The organism is Undibacterium sp. GW821-FHT07F11 (assembly GCF_059418665.1).
In genome coordinates this window covers 219,520-238,097 of sequence record NZ_JBWKQH010000002.1, presented here as the reverse complement: position 1 = coordinate 238,097, position 18,578 = coordinate 219,520, and the positions used below count along the sequence as shown (strand labels likewise).

Annotated in this window: 14 protein-coding genes; 6 read left to right on the top strand and 8 right to left on the bottom strand. The window is 49.5% G+C overall.

The annotated features are described in order from the left end of the window. Window positions 1–124: 124 nt before the first annotated feature. Entirely contained in the window at window positions 125–1,096 is a 972-nt protein-coding gene (locus AC07OI_RS04845; RefSeq protein WP_495256457.1) for a 2-hydroxyacid dehydrogenase, read from the top strand. Between the two features lie 9 nt (window positions 1,097–1,105). On the opposite strand, the gene AC07OI_RS04840 is transcribed toward AC07OI_RS04845, so the two are convergent. Both AC07OI_RS04840 and AC07OI_RS04835 read right to left on the bottom strand, forming a co-directional pair. Beyond that, the gene (locus AC07OI_RS04840) at window positions 1,106–1,360 is read right to left on the bottom strand and encodes an acyl-CoA-binding protein (protein ID WP_495256456.1); all 255 of its coding nucleotides are present in this window, start codon (window positions 1,358–1,360) and stop codon (window positions 1,106–1,108) included. A gap of 123 nt (window positions 1,361–1,483) precedes the next feature. After that, window positions 1,484–2,185, bottom strand: a complete 702-nt coding sequence (locus AC07OI_RS04835; protein WP_495256455.1) for a UPF0149 family protein — start codon at window positions 2,183–2,185, stop codon at window positions 1,484–1,486. A gap of 111 nt (window positions 2,186–2,296) precedes the next feature. Between AC07OI_RS04835 and AC07OI_RS04830 the strand changes: the two genes are divergently transcribed. From AC07OI_RS04830 to AC07OI_RS04820, 3 genes are all read left to right on the top strand, one after another. After that, window positions 2,297–3,304 (top strand): serine/threonine protein kinase, encoded by a 1,008-nt coding sequence (locus AC07OI_RS04830; RefSeq protein ID WP_495256454.1) that lies wholly within the window; start codon window positions 2,297–2,299, stop codon window positions 3,302–3,304. A gap of 91 nt (window positions 3,305–3,395) precedes the next feature. After that, entirely contained in the window at window positions 3,396–4,067 is a 672-nt protein-coding gene (rpiA, locus tag AC07OI_RS04825) for a ribose-5-phosphate isomerase RpiA (RefSeq protein WP_492702901.1), read from the top strand. Between the two features lie 105 nt (window positions 4,068–4,172). Next, a complete protein-coding gene (locus AC07OI_RS04820; protein WP_495256453.1) occupies window positions 4,173–4,919 on the top strand; it encodes a carbonic anhydrase family protein in 747 nt (248 codons plus the stop codon). An 85-nt stretch (window positions 4,920–5,004) separates the two neighbouring features. Here AC07OI_RS04820 and AC07OI_RS04815 read toward each other — a convergent pair whose 3' ends face one another. From AC07OI_RS04815 to AC07OI_RS04805, 3 genes are all read right to left on the bottom strand, one after another. Beyond that, window positions 5,005–5,277: an oxidative damage protection protein gene (locus AC07OI_RS04815; RefSeq protein WP_110253792.1), complete on the bottom strand. Its 273-nt coding sequence runs from the start codon at window positions 5,275–5,277 to the stop codon at window positions 5,005–5,007. 65 nt (window positions 5,278–5,342) lie between these two features. Continuing rightward, window positions 5,343–6,653 (bottom strand): amino-acid N-acetyltransferase, encoded by a 1,311-nt coding sequence (gene argA / locus AC07OI_RS04810; RefSeq protein ID WP_492702903.1) that lies wholly within the window; start codon window positions 6,651–6,653, stop codon window positions 5,343–5,345. 131 nt (window positions 6,654–6,784) lie between these two features. Further along, window positions 6,785–7,939, bottom strand: a complete 1,155-nt coding sequence (locus AC07OI_RS04805; protein WP_495256452.1) for a tetratricopeptide repeat protein — start codon at window positions 7,937–7,939, stop codon at window positions 6,785–6,787. A gap of 303 nt (window positions 7,940–8,242) precedes the next feature. On the opposite strand from AC07OI_RS04805, the gene hrpA reads away from it, so the two are divergent. Next, the gene (gene hrpA, locus AC07OI_RS04800) at window positions 8,243–12,409 is read left to right on the top strand and encodes an ATP-dependent RNA helicase HrpA (protein WP_495256451.1); all 4,167 of its coding nucleotides are present in this window, start codon (window positions 8,243–8,245) and stop codon (window positions 12,407–12,409) included. Window positions 12,410–12,533: 124 nt separating this feature from the next. Continuing rightward, entirely contained in the window at window positions 12,534–13,430 is an 897-nt protein-coding gene (locus AC07OI_RS04795; RefSeq protein WP_492702906.1) for a DMT family transporter, read from the top strand. Window positions 13,431–13,437: 7 nt separating this feature from the next. On the opposite strand, the gene AC07OI_RS04790 is transcribed toward AC07OI_RS04795, so the two are convergent. The 3 genes from AC07OI_RS04790 to pepF all read right to left on the bottom strand — a co-directional run bounded on the left by AC07OI_RS04790 (window position 13,438) and on the right by pepF (window position 18,248). Next, window positions 13,438–14,037, bottom strand: a complete 600-nt coding sequence (locus tag AC07OI_RS04790) for a hemerythrin domain-containing protein (RefSeq protein ID WP_495256450.1) — start codon at window positions 14,035–14,037, stop codon at window positions 13,438–13,440. Between the two features lie 157 nt (window positions 14,038–14,194). Continuing rightward, window positions 14,195–16,249: a S46 family peptidase gene (locus tag AC07OI_RS04785; RefSeq protein WP_495256449.1), complete on the bottom strand. Its 2,055-nt coding sequence runs from the start codon at window positions 16,247–16,249 to the stop codon at window positions 14,195–14,197. Window positions 16,250–16,385: 136 nt separating this feature from the next. Then, window positions 16,386–18,248: an oligoendopeptidase F gene (pepF, locus tag AC07OI_RS04780; protein ID WP_495256448.1), complete on the bottom strand. Its 1,863-nt coding sequence runs from the start codon at window positions 18,246–18,248 to the stop codon at window positions 16,386–16,388. Between the last annotated feature and the right edge of the window lie 330 nt (window positions 18,249–18,578).

Genomic DNA, 18,578 nt, shown 5'->3' with positions numbered 1-18,578 from the left:
AAGACTGCAGGAAAATTTGGCATATAAACGGTATCATTCAGCATTTGGCCAGTCCCCCCCGCTAGGTGGACTAGCATGTCAAGTATTTGTTATTTTTCAATATTATTTTAATTAAGGCCAGACCATGAAGCCTGCAATCCTGGTAACACGCGCCATTTTTCCTGAAGTGCTGACTAAGCTGGAACAGTATTTTGAAGTCGAGTCGAATCAAGATGATATTATTTTTTCACCCACAGAACTCGCTGGCAGGCTCAAAGGTAAAGCCGGTACTCTGGCGACAGCCAGTGCCAAAATCAATGCTGAACTGTTGCAGCAGTTGCCAGATTTGAAAATGATCGCGAGCATGGCTGTCGGTTATGACAATATTGATGTGCCGGCTTGTACTGCGCACGGTGTCATGGCCAGCAATACGCCAGAAGTCCTGAATGAAACCACGGCTGATTTTGGCTGGGCCCTGCTGATGGCAACCGCCCGGCGGGTAACGGAGTCTGAACACTGGCTGCGCGCCGGTCACTGGACCAAATGGCGCTTCGATTCTTTCCTGGGCGCAGATGTACATGGTGCCACTCTGGGTATCATCGGCATGGGCAGGATAGGGCAGGCCATAGCGAGGCGTTCTACAGGTTTTGATATGAAGGTCATGTATCACAACCGCTCGCGTCTGAGTGTTGAGCAGGAAGCATATGCGAATAACGCGCAATATGTGAGCAAGGAAAAATTGCTGCAACAAGCTGACCATGTGGTGCTGGTCCTGCCATATTCAGCAGCTTCACATCACACCATCGCTGCGGCAGAGCTGGCAATGATGAAGCCGGGCGCAACCCTGGTGAATCTGGCGCGCGGTGGCATTGTCGATGACCAGGCTCTGATTGCGGCCTTGCGTGAACACAGGATTGCGGCAGCAGGCCTGGATGTTTTTGAAAATGAACCCAAATTCCATCCAGATTTTTTGACACTGAATAATGTTGTGTTGACACCGCACATTGCCAGTGCCTCTGAAGCGACCCGGCGTGCAATGGCAAACCGTGCGGCAGATAACCTGATTGCCGGCCTGACTGAAGGCAAGCCACGTGACTGGCTCAATCCTCCGGCTTAAGATCGCGACTTAGTCTTTGAGCGACGTGATCAGGTCAACGTATTGCTGCATCGCTGTTTCCTGGCTGGTGCCTTTCAGGCCAGCCCAGACATCAAACTTGGCGCGGCCAACAAAGTCGGTCATGCCAGGACGATCGCCCGTGGCGTCGCCAGCGCTGCCTTGTTTAAACAGGGCATAGATTTTCAGCAAAGTCATGTTGTCCGGACGTTCGGACAGTTTTTTTGAATCGGCTTGTGCCTGGGTGAATTGTTCTTGCAAGCTCATGGTAGTCTCCAGCATGTTATTGAGAAGCGCAAAAATAGCATGAAGACATGCAGGCGGGGCAATTTTGCGCTAGAGGTTTCCCTCCAGCGCTTCAGGTTTGCAGAGAATTAATTATGTAGATGATTAATGCAGGGTAGGCTCAGCACCGCAGCAGACTTTGTATTTTTTACCGCTGCCACAAGGGCAGGGATCATTTCTGCCTACTTTTGGAGCCTCACGCTTGACCGTGGTGACACCAGATTTGCGCAAGGGTGCCCAGAAACGGCGTATGTTGGGGATGGAAGCTTCCAGCGTCAACGCCAGTTCATGGCATTTTTCTGGCGTATCAACAAATTTCAATTCGCTTTCTTCTATCTCTTCCGCACCCAGCAGATAGATAGGTTGCAGTAATGGGCCGATTTCTTCAGATTCCCAGGCGGCTTCCCAGGCTTCCTCACGCAACTGCATGCCTTCCCAAAAGCCCCAAGCCCAGGTCTCGCCATCGATCAATTCCTTGCCATTCTGTTCCATGACACAAAACAGGGGCTCGTATTCTTGCGGTGCGACTTCAAAAGTGATTTGTATTTCATTCATGAAGCGGGCCACCAGGCCAGTGATGCGTTGCATTTCCTTTTCATTCTTGAACTTGGGTTCGCCCTGATCAGGCAAGCCCCACACCAGTGGCAACCATTCAGCCATGGGTATCATCTCCGGTCCAAGGGCAATGGCAGTCAGGTAGCCATGCAGGGCATCCATGGTCATGCCATCGTCACCGACCTTGTCCGACATGAGGAATTTGTCGAGTTCATTGAATTCTTTGTCGCTTAGTGGTTCGTCGAGATGCATGGTGTGACTCTTGAAAAGGTAAGTATGAAAATACCGGAAGTTTAGCGCTTTGTGTGCTGGCTGTGCAGGACTTTTATATCGAATGCACTGACAGACACGTACAATAGCGGCATGACAGATTTTATTCCCCCAGATTCATTCGCCGGGCTGACACCCGAATTAGTCCTTGATGCCGTTGAAAGCAGTGGCTTGCGTAGCGATGGCCGCATGCTGGCCCTGAACAGCTATGAAAACCGTGTTTACCAGATAGGCATAGAGGACGCTTCTCCGATTATTGCCAAGTTTTATCGCCCCTTGCGCTGGTCAGATGATGCAATACAGGAAGAGCATGATTTTGTGCGTGAATTGCAGGCGCATGAGATTCCTGTCCTGGCGGCGCTACAAACTGAGGGCGGCGACAGCCTGCGGCATTACCAGGGTTTCCGTTTTTCCCTGTTCAAGCGTCAGAGTGGACGCGCACCTGAAACCGGCGACCCAGCGACACTGGAATGGCTGGGTCGTTTCATAGGGCGAATACATGCTGTCGGCGCTACTACCAAGTACGCAATCAGGCCAGCGCTGGATCCCCAAAGTTTTGGTGTCTTGCCACGTGCCTGGTTAATGGAAAATGATTTCATCCCGCCTGATTTACTGGCGGCCTACGCCAGCGTCAGCCAGCAGGCTCTGGATGGTATCCAGGCTTGCTACGACAGGGCGGGCGATGTGCCGCAACTACGCTTGCATGGTGATTGCCATCTGGGAAATGTCTTGTGGCTGGAGTCGGGTACTGAAACAGGCCCACACTTTGTCGATTTTGATGACAGCCGTATGGGGCCGGGTATACAAGACTTATGGATGCTGTTATCGGGAGAGCGTAACGAGATGCAAAGCCAGTTGACCGATATCCTGGTGGGTTATGAAGATTTTTTTGAATTCGAGCCGCGTCAGTTGTATTTGATCGAAGCCTTGCGAACTTTGAGGTTGATCCATTATTCCGCCTGGTTGGCGCAGCGCTGGAGTGATCCTGCTTTTCCGGCGGCTTTTCCATGGTTCAACAGCCAGCGTTACTGGCAAGACCGCATACTTGAACTGCGTGAGCAGGTTGCTTTAATGGATGAAGCGCCACTGTGGCAAATTTGATACTCTTTTTGCTAAGTTTTGATCAAATTGCTAATAAGTCGGGCCTTACTGTAAAATCCCGCCAATTTTTAAACTATGATGGAAATGCACCATGACTCAAGATGAATTGAAACTTGCCGTCGCCCAGGCGGCAATTGCTTATGTAGTAGAAGGTGAAATTGTTGGCGTAGGTACAGGTTCTACGGCGAACTTTTTTATTGATGAGCTAGCCAAGATCAAGCACAAAATCAAAGCAGCTGTCGCGTCTTCAGAGGTGACGGCGGCACGGTTACGCTCTCATGGTATTACCGTGCTGGATTTGAATGAAGTGACATCCATGCCGGTATATATTGATGGCGCGGATGAAATAACGCCACAAGGTGCCATGATCAAGGGGGGCGGTGCGGCATTGACGCGTGAAAAGATCGTTGCTTCTGTTGCTGAAAAATTTGTCTGTATCGCTGATGGTTCCAAGCTGGTGGATGCGCTGGGCAAGTTCCCTTTGCCGGTAGAAGTGATCCCCATGTCATACGCTGTCGTTGCACGCAAGCTCAATGCATTGGGCGGCGAGGCGCGTTTGCGTATGAAGGATGGGCAGCCACTGCTAACTGACAATGGCAATATGATTTTGGATGTGCATGGTATGCAAATCCATGATCCACGCGCTATGGAAGCTCAGATTAACAATATCGTTGGTGTAGTGACAGTTGGTTTATTCGCACGTCAAGGTGCAAATGTTTGCTTGCTGGGGACTGCAGAAGGTGTCAAAACCTTGCAGTTCTGAAATCAGCAAGGGAATACTTCAGGCTGGCCTGCTGTAAATATAGGCAATTAATTAAATGTGAATGGGAAATCGTCCGTTGTTCAATTTTATGAGGGGATTATGCAAATGAATACGAATATAAATAAAAAGACAAGCACATCATTAAGCTTCATCGCCGCATTGACGACAGCATTATTGATGTCGGCCTGTGCAACGCAGTCGCCAACGGCAAGCCAGCCTGTCATCAGAGTGGCAATGAACCAAGCCATGCAAAGCAAGATCAGCCCTGACGTTGCAATCAGTATGCTGAAAGAGGGTAACCAGCGCTTTGTATCCGGCAATATGCTCAAACGTGATTTGCCTGCGCAGGTCAAGGCAACTGGTCATGATGGTCAATTTCCATTTGCCAGTATCGTCAGTTGCATAGATTCACGCTCTGATCCCTCGCTGGTATTTGATCAGGGTATTGGTGATTTGTTTATTGCCAGGGTAGCTGGCAATATCGTCAATGAAGACATACTCGGCAGCCTTGAATATGCAGCCAAGGTTGTCGGCTCCAAAACCATTGTTGTCCTTGGTCACTCTCACTGCGGTGCAGTCAAGGGAGCTTGCGATAATGCCAGTCTGGGTAATCTGACGCAACTGGTAGCGAAGATCATGCCTGCGGTTAAGGCAACGCCAGATAGCCATGGCAGCGACCGCTCGTCAAAGAACCATCATTTTGTCGAAGCCGTGGCAGAGATGAATGTCAAGATGACAGTCAAGGCAGTAACGGAGAAGAGTGCGGTACTGAAAGAAATGGCCGACAAAGGCCAGATCAAGATCATCGGTGCCATGCTGGATGTAGAAACTGGCAAGATAGAGTTCTATTGATACAGCCCGTTTTGAAGCAAAAAAGCCCGCAGATGCGGGCTTTCTTTATTTTGTGCAGCTAGCGTCCAGCTGATGGGCAGTACAATTATTCTGTTGGCGGCACATAGCCGGTAGCAGCATCAGCACCATCGCCAAAGAAATGTTTTTCCATCTGGGTTGCCAGATATTTGCGGGCACGGGTATCAGCGAGGTTCAGGCGATTTTCATTGACCAGCATGGTCTGGTGTTTGAGCCAGGCAGCCCAGGCTTCTTTGGACACGCTTTCATAAATCCTTTTGCCCAATTCACCAGGGTAAGGTGGAAAGTCCAGACCTTCAGCTTCTTTGTCTAATTTAATGCAGTGGACCGTACGGGCCATATTGGTACTCCTTAATATGTATCTTGGTAAATCTTGAAAACAGCCTGAATTATACGGTCAATGCTCTAGAGTTGCTTGATCAAAACCAGAGACTTGCGTTGCCAGTTATACATTTTTTGTCTGTCTTTTGGCAAATCATCAACCGATGCACTGACAAAGCCGCGCTTCAGGAACCAGTGTGCGGTGCGTGTCGTTAACACAAACAGGCTGTGGAAACCGGCGCGGCGTGCGCGTTTTTCCATATGCTTGAGTATCCGTTCACCGTCGCCCTGGCTTTGCACGTCCGGGTTGACGGTCAGGCAAGCCATTTCTGCCATTTTTTCGAACGGGAACGGATATAGCGCCGCGCAGCCAAATATCACGCCATCATGCTCGATGACCGAGAAGTAATTGATCTCGCGCTCTATCAGTTCACGACCACGCTTGACCAGGGTACCATCGGCTTCCAGCGGTTCTATCAGTTTGATGATGCCGCCCACATCTTCAATCGTGGCTTCACGCAAGCTTTCCAGGTTTTCTGATGACACCATGGTGCCCACGCCATCATGGGTAAATAATTCCAGCAAGGCAGAACCATCCATCTTGTATGGGACAATATGGATACGTGGCACACCACCGCGTGAAGCCTTGATCGCATGCTCAAGATAAAACGCCGAATCCAGTGGCAAATAACCGGCCTTTAATTCCAATTCCGCCTGCATGAAAGATAATTCGCGGATTTCATCATTATCCTGATCCACCATCATCGGTGTTTCTGAAATGAAAATCAGCTTGTCTGCACGCAAGGCTGTGGCAGCAGAAACGGCAACGTCTTCCATCGTCAAATTGAAAGCTTCGCCAGTCGGTGAGAAACCCAGCGGGCCAAGCAAGACCAGATTGCCGGCATCAAGGATGCGGTGGATGGTATCGTAAGCCACTTTGCGGGCGATGCCGGTCAATTGAAAATCTACTCCACCGACTATGCCTATCGGTTTGGCCGTGACGAAATTGCCGGAAATGATACGTATCGCCGAGTGGGCCATAGGCGTGTTTGGCAAGCCCTGGCTGAACGCGGCTTCAATATCAAGGCGCAACTCACCAGCAGCCTCTTTCGAGCATTCCAGCGCTGCCGTATCGGTAATGCGTATGCCATTATGAAAACGGCCTTCTACATTCCGTAAGGCCAGTTGTTCTGCAACCTGGGGTCGTGAACCATGAACGATGACAATCTTGATGCCAAGCGCATGCAAAAGTGATAAATCTTGCGCCAGAACTGGCAGGGCGCCTGCCATGACCAGTTCGCCGGGAAAGGCGACCACAAAGGTCTTTCCACGGAAGGCATGAATGTAGGGCGCGACTGAGCGCAACCATTGAACGAATTGAACGGGATTTTCCATCCGCCAATTATAATCTGAGACGCAAAAGCGCATGGGATTACAACGTGGTCGGATTTCCACATTGTTGTCATTGCAGCTAAAACCTCAAGTCAGGCACTGTCAATTGCGCGCGACGGGTTATTGGCAATTCTTCAATTGTGCGAATATGTTGCCTTGATTTTCTCCAGTTTGCTGGCGTAAAGATTTTGCGCCTTACGGGTTGTGCTGTTGGCCTTGGCCAGTGTCAGCTCATCTACTGCATCCCGGGTTTCGCCCAGTCTTAAATGTGCCAATGCCAGCCATAAGTGAAACTCATCATAGTTGGGGTCGCGCCTGATTTCGCGTTTGAACAGTGTCTTGGCTTCCACATAGTCACCGCGTTCCATGGCAGCCATACCTTTGTTGAAGAAATGGAAAGGGGGATAGGGTTGCAAGTTTTCCAGACGGCTCAGGTAAACCTGCGCTTCTGCGCGGCGTTCTGTTTTGCGTAACACCTCGATCAGATTGCTGAGTGCCATGATATTTTCTGCATCTTTGCCCAGTATTTGCCTGAATACACTTTCTGCCAATGCCAGATCACCATGCTGTCTGTAAACTACACCCAAGGTATTGTAGGCAGCCGTAAAATCAGGATCACTCATCAAGGCAGATCTGGCAAACCAGTAGGCGTCGTTGATTTGTTGTTGTGCCAGTGATTCTGCCGCCCGGTTATTGAAATACATGGCGATGACGGTTGCTTCTTTAATCAATTCCGATCGTTGGCCGCGAAGGTCTTTTGGGGGGAGAAAGTCGATCACCATGGACTGTGAATATTCCTGGGTAAAACTCCTGAATCCAGATTTATAGCCCAAGACGATATTGACATGTCCGGCAGCAAAATAGATATCGTTATTGCGGCTCCACGATTCATCGACAAGGACATTTTGATATTGGACTTCCATCCCAAGTTCTTTTGCCAATGCTGCTGTCATCAAGACTAATGACAAACAATTACCTGAACGTGCGCTGAATGCCTGCGCAGCATTGCGCGTGATTTCGGCATCATATTCAAGTCTTATCTGCCCTTTGCTTGAAAGTGCATCGAACAAAGCTTTTTGTGGAGATTTGCCTCTTAATTGTGAGCCTATCTCGTTTTTCAGATAGACGCGCATTTCGTCACTAAGCGCCATTACATCGTCAGTCTTGACTGTTTTGGATGGCGGTGCGAATCCCTGGTCATTTAATTGCAGATGGCCTATTTTCTGGCTGGGTTGGCTGGCGCAGGCAGTGAGCAAAATAGTGAAGAACAGTGTTATCCAGGTTTTCATTTTTTGTCTCCTCCACGTAGCTGGATTTGGAACATGCATCTTTCCGTGATGCTTAGACTACTTACCTTGGTACACAAGTCAGAACACAAGTGGGGCACAATGACAGTAGCGTGCAGCGGCAGATTCGCATTCGTTTCATTATAGGATAAATAAAGAGGGGATTTATTTATATGAATTCACGCTTGTTGTTAAATATGTGCACAGGTATTTGTTTGTATGAAAGCTGCATGCAAGCGGGTCTTTCATGGTAATCAAAGCAACATTTCCTGCACGGCGTGAAAATCTGGGATAATGCGCAACGCTATGTCTTCAAATCAAACACCTAAAAACTCCCCCAAAAAAGCAATTCCCGGTGCGATAGATGGTTTATCGGGATTGCGAGAGCTTCGACAACAATTGCGTGAAACCACCGCGAAGTCTGAAGTGCCAGAAAACAAACCGCGCAATCTTAACGATAGTGGTGCAGAACAAGTGCGCCCTGCGCGAGTGCAGCAAGCAAGGACTCAAGGATCTCGTCAGCAGTCAAGACCTCAGTCACGACGCGTGGCTGGTGCAGAAACTGGCAGAGAAAGCGGCAAAGACAATAACAAACAAAAGACAGCCGTGTCAGCCAGGGAAGAACCGGCTTTACCTTTTCGCAATGCTCTGCCACCGATCAGCTTTCCTGAAGAATTGCCGGTATCCGGTAAACGAGCGGAAATTGCCGAGGCTTTGCAAAAGCATCAGGTTATTATTGTCTGTGGTGAAACTGGTTCAGGCAAGACCACGCAGCTACCAAAGATTTGCCTGGAACTGGGGCGCGGGCAAAAAGGCCTGATAGGCCACACCCAGCCGCGCCGGATCGCTGCTTCGTCTACCGCCAAGCGCATTGCGCAAGAATTGAATTCGCCGCTGGGTGAAAATGTAGGTTTTAAAGTCCGATTTACCGATACCCTGAGCAAGGGTGCGTCGGTCAAGTTGATGACTGACGGTATCTTGCTGGCAGAAACCCAGACCGACCCGCTGTTAAAACAATATGACACCATCATTATCGATGAGGCGCATGAACGCAGCCTGAATATTGATTTCCTGCTCGGTTACCTCAAGCAATTGCTGCCCAAGCGGCGTGACCTGAAGATCATCATCACTTCAGCCACAATAGATGCGCAGCGCTTTGCCAATCACTTTGCTGATACCAGAGGTGCCGAGCCAAAGCCAGCACCCGTGATCGAAGTATCAGGTCGTTTGTACCCGGTAGAAGTGCGCTATCGCCCCATACAGGACACAGAAAAAGATAAAGAACGCGATTTGATGACGGCGATTACCGACGCCGTTGATGAATTGTGCCGTGTAGGCTCTGGCGATGTGCTGGTATTTTTGCCTGGTGAGCGTGAAATTCGCGATGCTGCCGAGGCCTTGCGCAAACATCATCCACCACACGTAGAAATTTTGCCACTGTTCGCCCGCTTGTCGGCGCAAGAACAGGAAAGGGTATTCAAGACCTCGAATGCGCGTCGTATTGTTCTGGCGACCAATGTGGCGGAAACCTCGCTGACTGTGCCAGGCATACGCTATGTTGTTGATGCGGGTTTGGCACGCGTCAAGCGCTATAGCTACCGGAATAAAGTCGAGCAATTGCAGATAGAGGCGGTTGCCCAGTCTGCTGCCAATCAGCGCGCAGGTCGTTGCGGCCGCGTTGCTGCAGGTGTGTGCATACGTTTGTACGATGAGCAGGATTATTTGCAAAGGCCAAAATTTACCGAGCCAGAGATTTTGCGCTCGTCACTGGCTGCCGTCATCTTGCGCATGAAGTCCTTGCGCCTGACTGATGTTGAAACTTTCCCTTTCATAGAACCGCCACCAGGCCGGGCGATTGCTGACGGCTATCAGCTCTTGCAAGAACTGGGGGCGATGGACGAAGTCAATCAATTGACGCCGGTGGGCAGGCAGTTGGCGAAATTGCCGCTGGACCCGCGTGTGGGTCGTATGATCCTGGCAGCGCGCGACAACCAGGCCTTGCAAGAAGTGTTGATCATTGCTGCTGCCCTGTCGGTGCAAGATCCGCGTGACCGTCCTATGGATGCGCAAGCCGCTGCGGACATGGCGCACAAGAAATTTGCTGATGAAAAGTCTGAATTCCAGTCTTATCTGAAAATCTGGGCGTGGTTCGAAGATGCTATTGAGCATAAGAAAACCAATCGCCAGTTGCAAGACAATTGCCGTGCCAATTTCCTGAGTCAGATGCGCTTGCGTGAATGGCGTGAAGTACATTCACAGTTACTGACTATCGTCAAGGAACAGGGCTGGCGTTTGAATGAAGCGCCTGCCACCTATGAGCAATTGCATCTGTCATTGTTGACGGGTTTGCTGGGCAATATAGGTTACAAGTCGGATGAAGAAGCGCATTACCTCGGTGCACGTGGTATCAAATTTTATATCTGGCCAGGTTCTACCCTGGCCAAAAAAGCCGGGCGCTGGATCATGGCGGCTGAGCTGGTGGATACCACACGTCTGTATGGCCGCTGCATCGCTCAGATCAATCCGGAATGGCTGGAAAAAATTGGCGAACACCTGCTGAAAAAATCCTATGGTGAACCCCGTTGGGAAAAGCGTGCTGGTCAGGTGTCTGCCTTTGAACGCGCCACCCTGTATGGTCTGGTCGTGTATAGCCAGCGTCGTACCCAGTATGGTTTGACGCACCCTGTTGAGGCACGCGAGATGTTTATCCGCGATGCCCTGGTCGAAGGCGAGTTTGATACCCGTGCGCCTTTCTTTGCCTATAACCAGAAACTGGTGCGCGAGATAGAAAACCTCGAACACAAATCACGTCGCCTGGATGTGCTGGTGGATGAAGAACTGATCGTGGCTTTTTATGATCAGCACTTGCCAGCAGATGTGTGGAATGCAGTCTTGTTTGAACAATGGCATAAGGAAGCGACCAAGGCCAACCCCAAACTCTTGTACCTGAACAAGGACGAGCTGATGCGCCATGAAGCAGCAGGCGTGACCACGGATTTATTCCCCAAGACTATGCAAGTCTCTGGCGTGGCTTTGCAGCTCAGCTATCACTTTGAACCAGGCAGCCCACGCGATGGGGTGACTCTGACCGTGCCTTTGTTTTCATTGAACCAGGTATCCGCAGACCGTTGTGAATGGCTGGTGCCAGGCATGCTGAAAGAGAAAGTGCATTTGTTGATCAAGTCCTTGCCGCAAAAAATACGCCGCCATTGTGTACCTATACCAGAATATGCGGCTGGCTTTTGTGAGCGCAATGATTTTGGCAAAGGCAATTTCCTCGATGCAGTGATTGCCGACATACGTGAACAAAAAGGTTTGCTGTGCAAGACCACGGATTTCAAATTCGAGACCGTGCCCGTCCATTTGACGATGAATTTCAAAGTTGTTGATGAGCATGGTCGCCAACTGGAAATGGGACGTAACCTGGCCAGCTTGCGGGCTGAATTTGGTGGCCAGGCACGTGAGAGTTTTCAGCGCATTGCCAGCGCCGAGAAACTGGCCATGCTGGATACAAGTCCGGTTGTGACCAGGCAGGCTCCTGTAGCAGAAGACAAGTCGGTCCGTCATGCCGGAAAACCTGCAACTGCTAATGTCCAGACTGCTTCTGCCGTACCGGCATTCAAACAAGAAAACCTTACTGCATGGACTTTTGACAGCCTGCCCGAATTGCTGGAAGTCCAGCAAGGCAAGCAAACTCTGATTGGTTATCCGGCACTGGTGGACAAACTCACGCATTGCCATATTGAAGTGTTTGATGACCCGGATGAGGCAGGCCGCATACATCGCGTAGGTTTGCGACGCCTGTTTGCCTTGCAATTAAAAGAGCAGATCAAGTTCCTGGAAAAAAACATCCCAGGCTTGCAGCAAATGGGCATGCAATTCATGGCGCTGGGTTCACAAGAAGAATTGCGTGACCAGATTATCCAGGTGGCGATAGAAAGCGCTTTCTTGCAAAGTCCTTTGCCTGCGAATTCAGGTGAGTTCAATAAAAGACGTGATGAAGGCAAGGCCAGATTGAATTTGCTGGCCAATGAAATTGCCCGCACAGCCGCGCAGATACTGGCCGAATACCATGGCTTGCCCAAGAAGCTGCAGGGTATCAAGGCGCATGCGCAAGCTGCTGCGGATATGCAGGCGCAATTGCAAATGCTGGTGACCAAACGCTTTATCGCAGAAAATGACTTCACACAGTTGTCGCATTTCCCACGTTACCTGAAAGCGATCACGGTACGCATGGACAAACTGCGTGCCGACCCTGCGCGTGACCAGAAGTTGCTGGCTGAATGGAATAGCGTGGCCCAGGCCTGGCAGCGTCATCCACGCAAGACTGGTATTGATGCTGATCCCAAACTTCTGGAGTTCCGCTGGTTGCTGGAAGAACTCAGGGTTTCATTATTTGCCCAGGAGTTGCGAACTCCCATGCCAGTGTCCGTCAAGCGCCTGCAAAAAGTGTGGGAGAGTTTGCAGCGCTAGCTGTCATTTGAGATGGATTTGCATGGCCGCAGGCAGAGCTTGTTTGCTTGTTGTATGCTGAGGGCAGGCAGACGGGTTAATACACCTGATACTGCCTGCTTTTTTTATAGACCTGCTGAAATTCATGAATCATAAACTGAACCCTGCGACAATTTTCTTGCTTGTCATACCGCCTTTGCTCTGGGCGGGCAATGCTGTGGTCGGGCGCATGATACATGAGATGGTGCCACCTATCACGCTGAACTTCATACGCTGGGTATTGGCCTTCTTGATTCTTTTGCCCATGGCTTTCCATATCTATCGCCGTGACAGCATCTTGTGGCGTAACTGGCGGCGTTATGCGGTGCTGGGTTTGCTGGGTGTGGGTTTGTACAATGCCTTGCAATACCTGGCTTTGCAGAGTTCTACGCCGATTAACGTCACCCTGGTTGCTGCCAGCATGCCGGTGTGGATGATGATGGTCGGTAGCCTGTTTTTTCAGGCCAAGGTCTCGCGTTGGCAATTGGCTGGTGCAGTATTGTCTATCATCGGTGTGTTGATTGTTTTAAGCCGCGGTGAAATAAGGCAATTGCTGTCACTACATCTGGTTCCTGGTGACATTTTCATGATCATTGCCACCATCACCTGGTCAGTGTATAGCTGGCTGCTGACGCGGGGTAGCGATGGTGAGTTGCGCAATCACTGGGCTCATTTCTTATTGGCGCAAGTCAGCTTTGGCGTATTGTGGTCAGGCTTATTTTCTGCAACTGAATGGGCAGTGACCAAACCGTCCATACACTGGAGCCCCATGCTATTCGCTGCGCTGGCCTTTGTCGCTGTCGGTCCTGCGGTAATCGCTTTTCGTTGCTGGGGCTTGGGTGTGCAAAGAGTGGGGCCGAATATCGCCGCTTTTTTCAATAATCTGACTCCGTTGTTTGCAGCCCTGATGTCATCCGCATTTTTGGGGGAAACGCCACATTTGTTTCATGCGTTGGCTTTTATCTGCATCGTTGGTGGCATTGTTCTGTCTTCACGGCGCTAGTTTTTACTTAGATAGGGTCTCCAACGCCGATAGGTGCGGGTGCGATGTTGACGATGAGTGAGAACAGTTGCTCGTATTTATAACGATTGCCAGCATCATCCAGCATTTTGCGGTTTTCCAGAAACGCTGCGTCAACTTCTTTCCAATCCTTGTCATTCAGTACTTGCCTGGCCACAGGCATGATGCGTTCTTCTTCTGCCCGCATGTGGGCGAAGTAAAAAAGGGCGTACTGCTCTACCAGATCACGGAACTGCGCAAAAGCAGGTTTTCCACCAAATTCATAATCCAGCAAGGCATGAAATAGTTTGTGCGCCATCAGTTCGCCTTTGCTGTGCTGCTCGCTTAAGGCATCAAGTTCACCGTCAAGTTGATGTGTCCTCTCCTTGATTTTAGCGAACAGGTACAGATCTTCCTTCGGGTGATGAACTTTTTCAGGGTATTCCATGATGTAGTACAGCATGGCCCGGAATACTTTCAAATCAGGCGCATTGCCGCCGCTTTCTATTTGCCGGACGAAATAGCGCATGCCTTGTATGACTGAAGACAAATGTTCATGTTCGTCCTGAATGATGCGCAGCGAAGCAGGGTAGATATTTCTGGCTGACATGAAGAGCCTCCTCACTATTCTTTTCCTTACTTTACTTTGGAGCAGGGAGGGAGCTGTTGATCAGGATCAAAAGTGCTGGTCTGTAATGGGAATGTTTATAAAAAAGCCACACTGCTTGGTACCAGCGCGGCTCTCTTGTTTCTTACTGCAGTGAATATTACTTGCCGTTCAATTCCTTCAGCAATTCCTGGGCATGGTAAATCTTGTCCATTGCTTCCAGTATGCCGCCACTGTGTACAGCGACACTACGGTTGCTGCGTTCATCAAACCAGAACGCGCCACCCAGGGAGTGAATGTTGCCATCAAAGACCAGGCCGACAATTTCACCATTCTTGTTGATGAGGGGGCTGCCTGAATTGCCGCCTATGATGTCATTATTGGTCACGAAATTGTAGTGCTGTTGCATATTCAGTTTGCTTTTTGCAGCATGCCAGGACGCAGGCAAGGCAAATGGATAGGCACCTGTTTCATGCTCAAACGCTCCTGCAAAATTGGTAAAGGGCTTGACGGTGTTTTCTCCGGACTGCCAGCCTTTGACTTCGCCATAAGACAGGCGCAGGGTGCTGGTGGCATCAGGATACACGCTGGTGCCCGTCTGGATAAAGCGGGCTTGTGCAATCAATTCTGAATTTTTTTGTACAACTGTCTGCACTTCCTGTTCCATACGCTTGCGTACACTGCGCGATTCAGCATCGACTGCCAGTGCCAGTTTGATGAAGGGGTCATCAGATTGTGCAATGGCTTCCTTGCCGCCATTCCATAAGGTTTTGCGGTATTCAATATCTGCCAGCCGGGTTTTGCTGACCAGTTTTTCTGTCAGCTGTTCTGGCGAGAGTTTGCCTAATACCTGTTTGACGAATGCATGATTGGTACCCAGGTCTTCACGCATTTTGGTCAGGGAATGTGCCAGTTTTATTTTTTCGAATTCAGGGTAAATCGGCGCTGTGGAAAATACCATTTGCTGCACAGCTGGCAGCCGCGTATCGGTAAATTCTGGCAGACGATCTGCATTGTTTTTTATTTTTTCATCTGCCGCCCTGACCAGGTTACGGGCGATGCGGAAATAATCGCTGGAGAACGCAGCACCAGCCTCTGTCATGCTGGAGATTCTATGTAACTGGCGATAGCTTTCCTGCGCTTTCGCAATCGCATCCCAGGCGCCACTGACTTTCGCCTTGAGTTCAGGTTTGGATTCAACAAACTGGCGCAAGGCGGCTTCTTCTGCTTGCTTGCGGGCGATGAATTCCGGGTCCAGCAGGGTCTTTAACCTGCCCACGCCAGCTTTATAGCTATTTTCTGTACTGAACAACAGGTGATCGGCAGTGCGTGCTGCTTCCGGGCTGGTTTTGCGGTACTGTGTGAGTACGCCACGCAACTCTGCCAAATGTTGCAGGTTATCGATAAGACCTATATCTCGCAAGCTGTTCAATTGTGCCATGGTCAATTGACGCTGGGTCGAGCCTGGGTGACCAGTGATGAAAGTCATTTCACCTTCTTGTGGCCCGGTTTTGCTGAAAGGGAAAAAGTTTTTAATATCAGCCGGTTTGCCATTCTCATATACACGCAACATGGTGATGTCGAGATCGTAGCGCGGGAAATTGAAATTGTCAGGGTCTCCACCAAAAAAGGCGATGGCTTTTTCTGGCGCCCATACCAGGCGGGTATCGGCGTAGCGGTGGTATTTATACAGATGGTAGCGGCCACCATGATAAAGATCGACGATATCACAGCGGGTTTTCTCTTTGTCTTCATTCACGCAGGCAGACGTCAACTTGGCATAGATGGCATTCTGTGCCTGCTTGAAATCTACGCCTTCAAGACCTGCAGTGGCTTTTTTGATGTCGTCTGTCACGTCGCTGATATCCTCCAGGCGATTTAATTCCAGTGCTGGACAGACTTGCTCTTCTTCACGCTTCTTTGCCAGAAAGCCGTTTTCTACATAATTTTGTTTTGCAGTCGACAATTGCTCTATACAGTTGGAGGCGCAATGATGATTGGTCATGACCAGGCCATCCCTGGAGACGAAAGAACCAGAACAACCCGGCATCTTGACCGAGCTCAACATGGTATTTTTAATCCATTCTGCACTGGGCTTGAAGCCGTATTCTGCCTGCAGCTTGTTGACTGGCAAATTGTCCATGGTCCACATACCTTCTGCCGCGAAGGACAGGGCAGGAATTGCCAAGCTTAGAAATAAGAATTTCTTTTGCATTTTTCTTCCGTTACTTTGAAAATAAATTGCCTCTCGCCAGAGTTGGCGAGAGGCAGGGTTTTTTCATATTCAGAAACTTATCCAGCTTTTGATTCAGCTTCTGTCTGACTTACTTACTTGATGCTTGCTTGATGTATTAACGTTTTGCCTGTATCGCTTCAATCTGATCCATGATCTTATTCATGCGTACGAACACTGCCTGATAAGGGGCAGGCGAGGCGAGATCAACACCTGCGCTCTTGACCAGTTCATATGGGTAAGCTGACCCACCAGATTTCAGGATATTCAGATACTTATCTCTGGCACCAGTTTGGCCTTTCAGGATTTCATCTGCAAACATGGATCCGGCAGCGATGGAAGTGGCGTACTGGAATACATAGAAGCGATTGTAGAAATGGGGAATATACGCCCATTCTACGGCATAAGTATCATCTATCTTCATGACACCTTCTCTGTCACCATGATAGCTTTTCAGAATGTCGCCATAGATTTTCGACAGTGCTTCACCAGTCAGGGATTCACCTTTATCCACCTTGGCATGTACTTCACGCTCAAAGTCGGCAAACATGGCCTGGCGGAAGAATGTACCACGCAGGTTTTCCAGTGCAGAACCCAGATATAGCAGGCGCTCGTCATCGCTCTTGGCAATCTTCAGCATGTGGTCCAGCAAGAAGACTTCATTGGTGGTTGAAGCAATTTCTGCCGTGAAAGTGGGGTAGTCTGCGCTGATAAATGGCTGATGCTTATTGGCCAGGTAGGAATGCATGGCATGGCCCCATTCATGCCCCAGAGTTGAAACAGATTCATAATCATCGTTGTAATTCAACAGCAGATAGGGGTGCACGTCATAGGCTGCGCCATTCATGTAAGCACCCGAGCGTTTGCGTGGACGAGGATAGACGTCCATCCAGCGCTCAGTCGTGGCTTTGGTCATGGCCTTGGCATAGTCATCACCGAGTGGTTTGACTGATTCCAGCACCAGTTTGACGCCGTCTTTAATAGGGTATTTGAAATCGCCAGATACCAGTGGTGGATAGATATCGAAATAGCGCAAATCTTTTACACCTAGCAGTTTGGCACGTAATTTGAAGTAGCGGTGCAGGGTAGGGAGATTGGCACGGGTTTGCGTCACCAGCATGTCGTAAACTTCACGTGGCAACTTGTTATTGTCCAGTGCCTGCGTCAAGGAATCTGGATAATTGCGTATCTTGGCATACGCCGAATCGCGCTTCAACTGTTCGTAAAAAGTAACGCCATAGCTGCGTTCAAATTCTTTCCACTTGCCCCAGAATGTATCAAATACCAGCTGGCGGTCAGCACGGTTGGGGGCCGCGCGGTATTTGGTATAGGCAGACTGGTCTATGCGTACTTCTTCACCCGTCGATAATTTGACCTTGGGCCAGGGCATATCAGCATTTGACAAGGTGGAATACACTGCGCTGGCAGTATTGGTTGCCATGCCAAATGTAGCAACAATTTCTTCACCTTTTTTATCCAGAGTATGCTTGCCGGAGCGCAAGATATCATCCAGTTGATGCTCATAGATTTTCAAACCTTTTTCTTTGGTCTGGAAAGCCTGTATTTTTTTTGCACCTATACTCAAAATTTCTGGCCTGAGGAAGGACGTTGCTTCTTCCACTTTACTGCCCAAAATGTCCGAGCGCTGGCCCAGGTCTGCACCGGCATTGTCACCAGTATCCTGATCGCGGAACTGGAATGCATAGCTGGACAAACGGGCATAGCGCTTCCACAAGTCAGCATTCAAATCCAGGCAAGTCTTGAAGCGCGCAATATTGTCACCCAGATGGCCGCTGCAGGTTTGAAACTGTTTTAACTGAACCTCCAGTGTCATTGCGTCTTTATCCCAATCAGCCTTGGTCTGATACATGTCATTTAAATTCCAGCGGTCTGCTTCCGTCTCACTGGGGTGAGCGGCAAAGGCAAAGCTTGGCAGAGTCAATGCAACAGCGAACAAGTTGCGAACAAGATGTTTATGCATGGTTAGTGGTCCAGTTTGGATTGATGAATGTGTCACAAATGCAGGGGCGTGTGACTTATTGTTTATTTAATATGCATTGGCGCCCATTAATACAGAAACGCATATTTTCTGCGTAGTGATATTACCCCTTGCACTTGAGGCCATATTTTGGTCTGAAAGTTCACAATTGAAAAGCAAATCTGGAAATATATTTACCATTTTTCATGCGATAGAGATCGCTTGATCGATGTCAATGCAAATAATATTGATTCGCATTTATGATGGGAAATCAAAAATTAGCTAGCCAATAGCCTTGTCTATCAGCCAGCCAGTAGATTAACTGATATGCAA

Bases quoted from the DNA above. Each gene is read 5' to 3' on its own strand.
- AC07OI_RS04845 (WP_495256457.1), top strand. From the start codon at position 125: ATGAAGCCTGCAATCCTGGTAACACGCGCCATTTTTCCTGAAGTGCTG.
- AC07OI_RS04840 (WP_495256456.1), bottom strand. From the start codon at position 1,360: ATGAGCTTGCAAGAACAATTCACCCAGGCACAAGCCGATTCAAAAAAA.
- AC07OI_RS04835 (WP_495256455.1), bottom strand. From the start codon at position 2,185: ATGCATCTCGACGAACCACTAAGCGACAAAGAATTCAATGAACTCGAC.
- AC07OI_RS04830 (WP_495256454.1), top strand. From the start codon at position 2,297: ATGACAGATTTTATTCCCCCAGATTCATTCGCCGGGCTGACACCCGAA.
- rpiA (WP_492702901.1), top strand. From the start codon at position 3,396: ATGACTCAAGATGAATTGAAACTTGCCGTCGCCCAGGCGGCAATTGCT.
- AC07OI_RS04820 (WP_495256453.1), top strand. From the start codon at position 4,173: ATGAATACGAATATAAATAAAAAGACAAGCACATCATTAAGCTTCATC.
- AC07OI_RS04815 (WP_110253792.1), bottom strand. From the start codon at position 5,277: ATGGCCCGTACGGTCCACTGCATTAAATTAGACAAAGAAGCTGAAGGT.
- argA (WP_492702903.1), bottom strand. From the start codon at position 6,653: ATGGAAAATCCCGTTCAATTCGTTCAATGGTTGCGCTCAGTCGCGCCC.
- AC07OI_RS04805 (WP_495256452.1), bottom strand. From the start codon at position 7,939: ATGAAAACCTGGATAACACTGTTCTTCACTATTTTGCTCACTGCCTGC.
- hrpA (WP_495256451.1), top strand. From the start codon at position 8,243: ATGTCTTCAAATCAAACACCTAAAAACTCCCCCAAAAAAGCAATTCCC.
- AC07OI_RS04795 (WP_492702906.1), top strand. From the start codon at position 12,534: ATGAATCATAAACTGAACCCTGCGACAATTTTCTTGCTTGTCATACCG.
- AC07OI_RS04790 (WP_495256450.1), bottom strand. From the start codon at position 14,037: ATGTCAGCCAGAAATATCTACCCTGCTTCGCTGCGCATCATTCAGGAC.
- AC07OI_RS04785 (WP_495256449.1), bottom strand. From the start codon at position 16,249: ATGCAAAAGAAATTCTTATTTCTAAGCTTGGCAATTCCTGCCCTGTCC.
- pepF (WP_495256448.1), bottom strand. From the start codon at position 18,248: ATGCATAAACATCTTGTTCGCAACTTGTTCGCTGTTGCATTGACTCTG.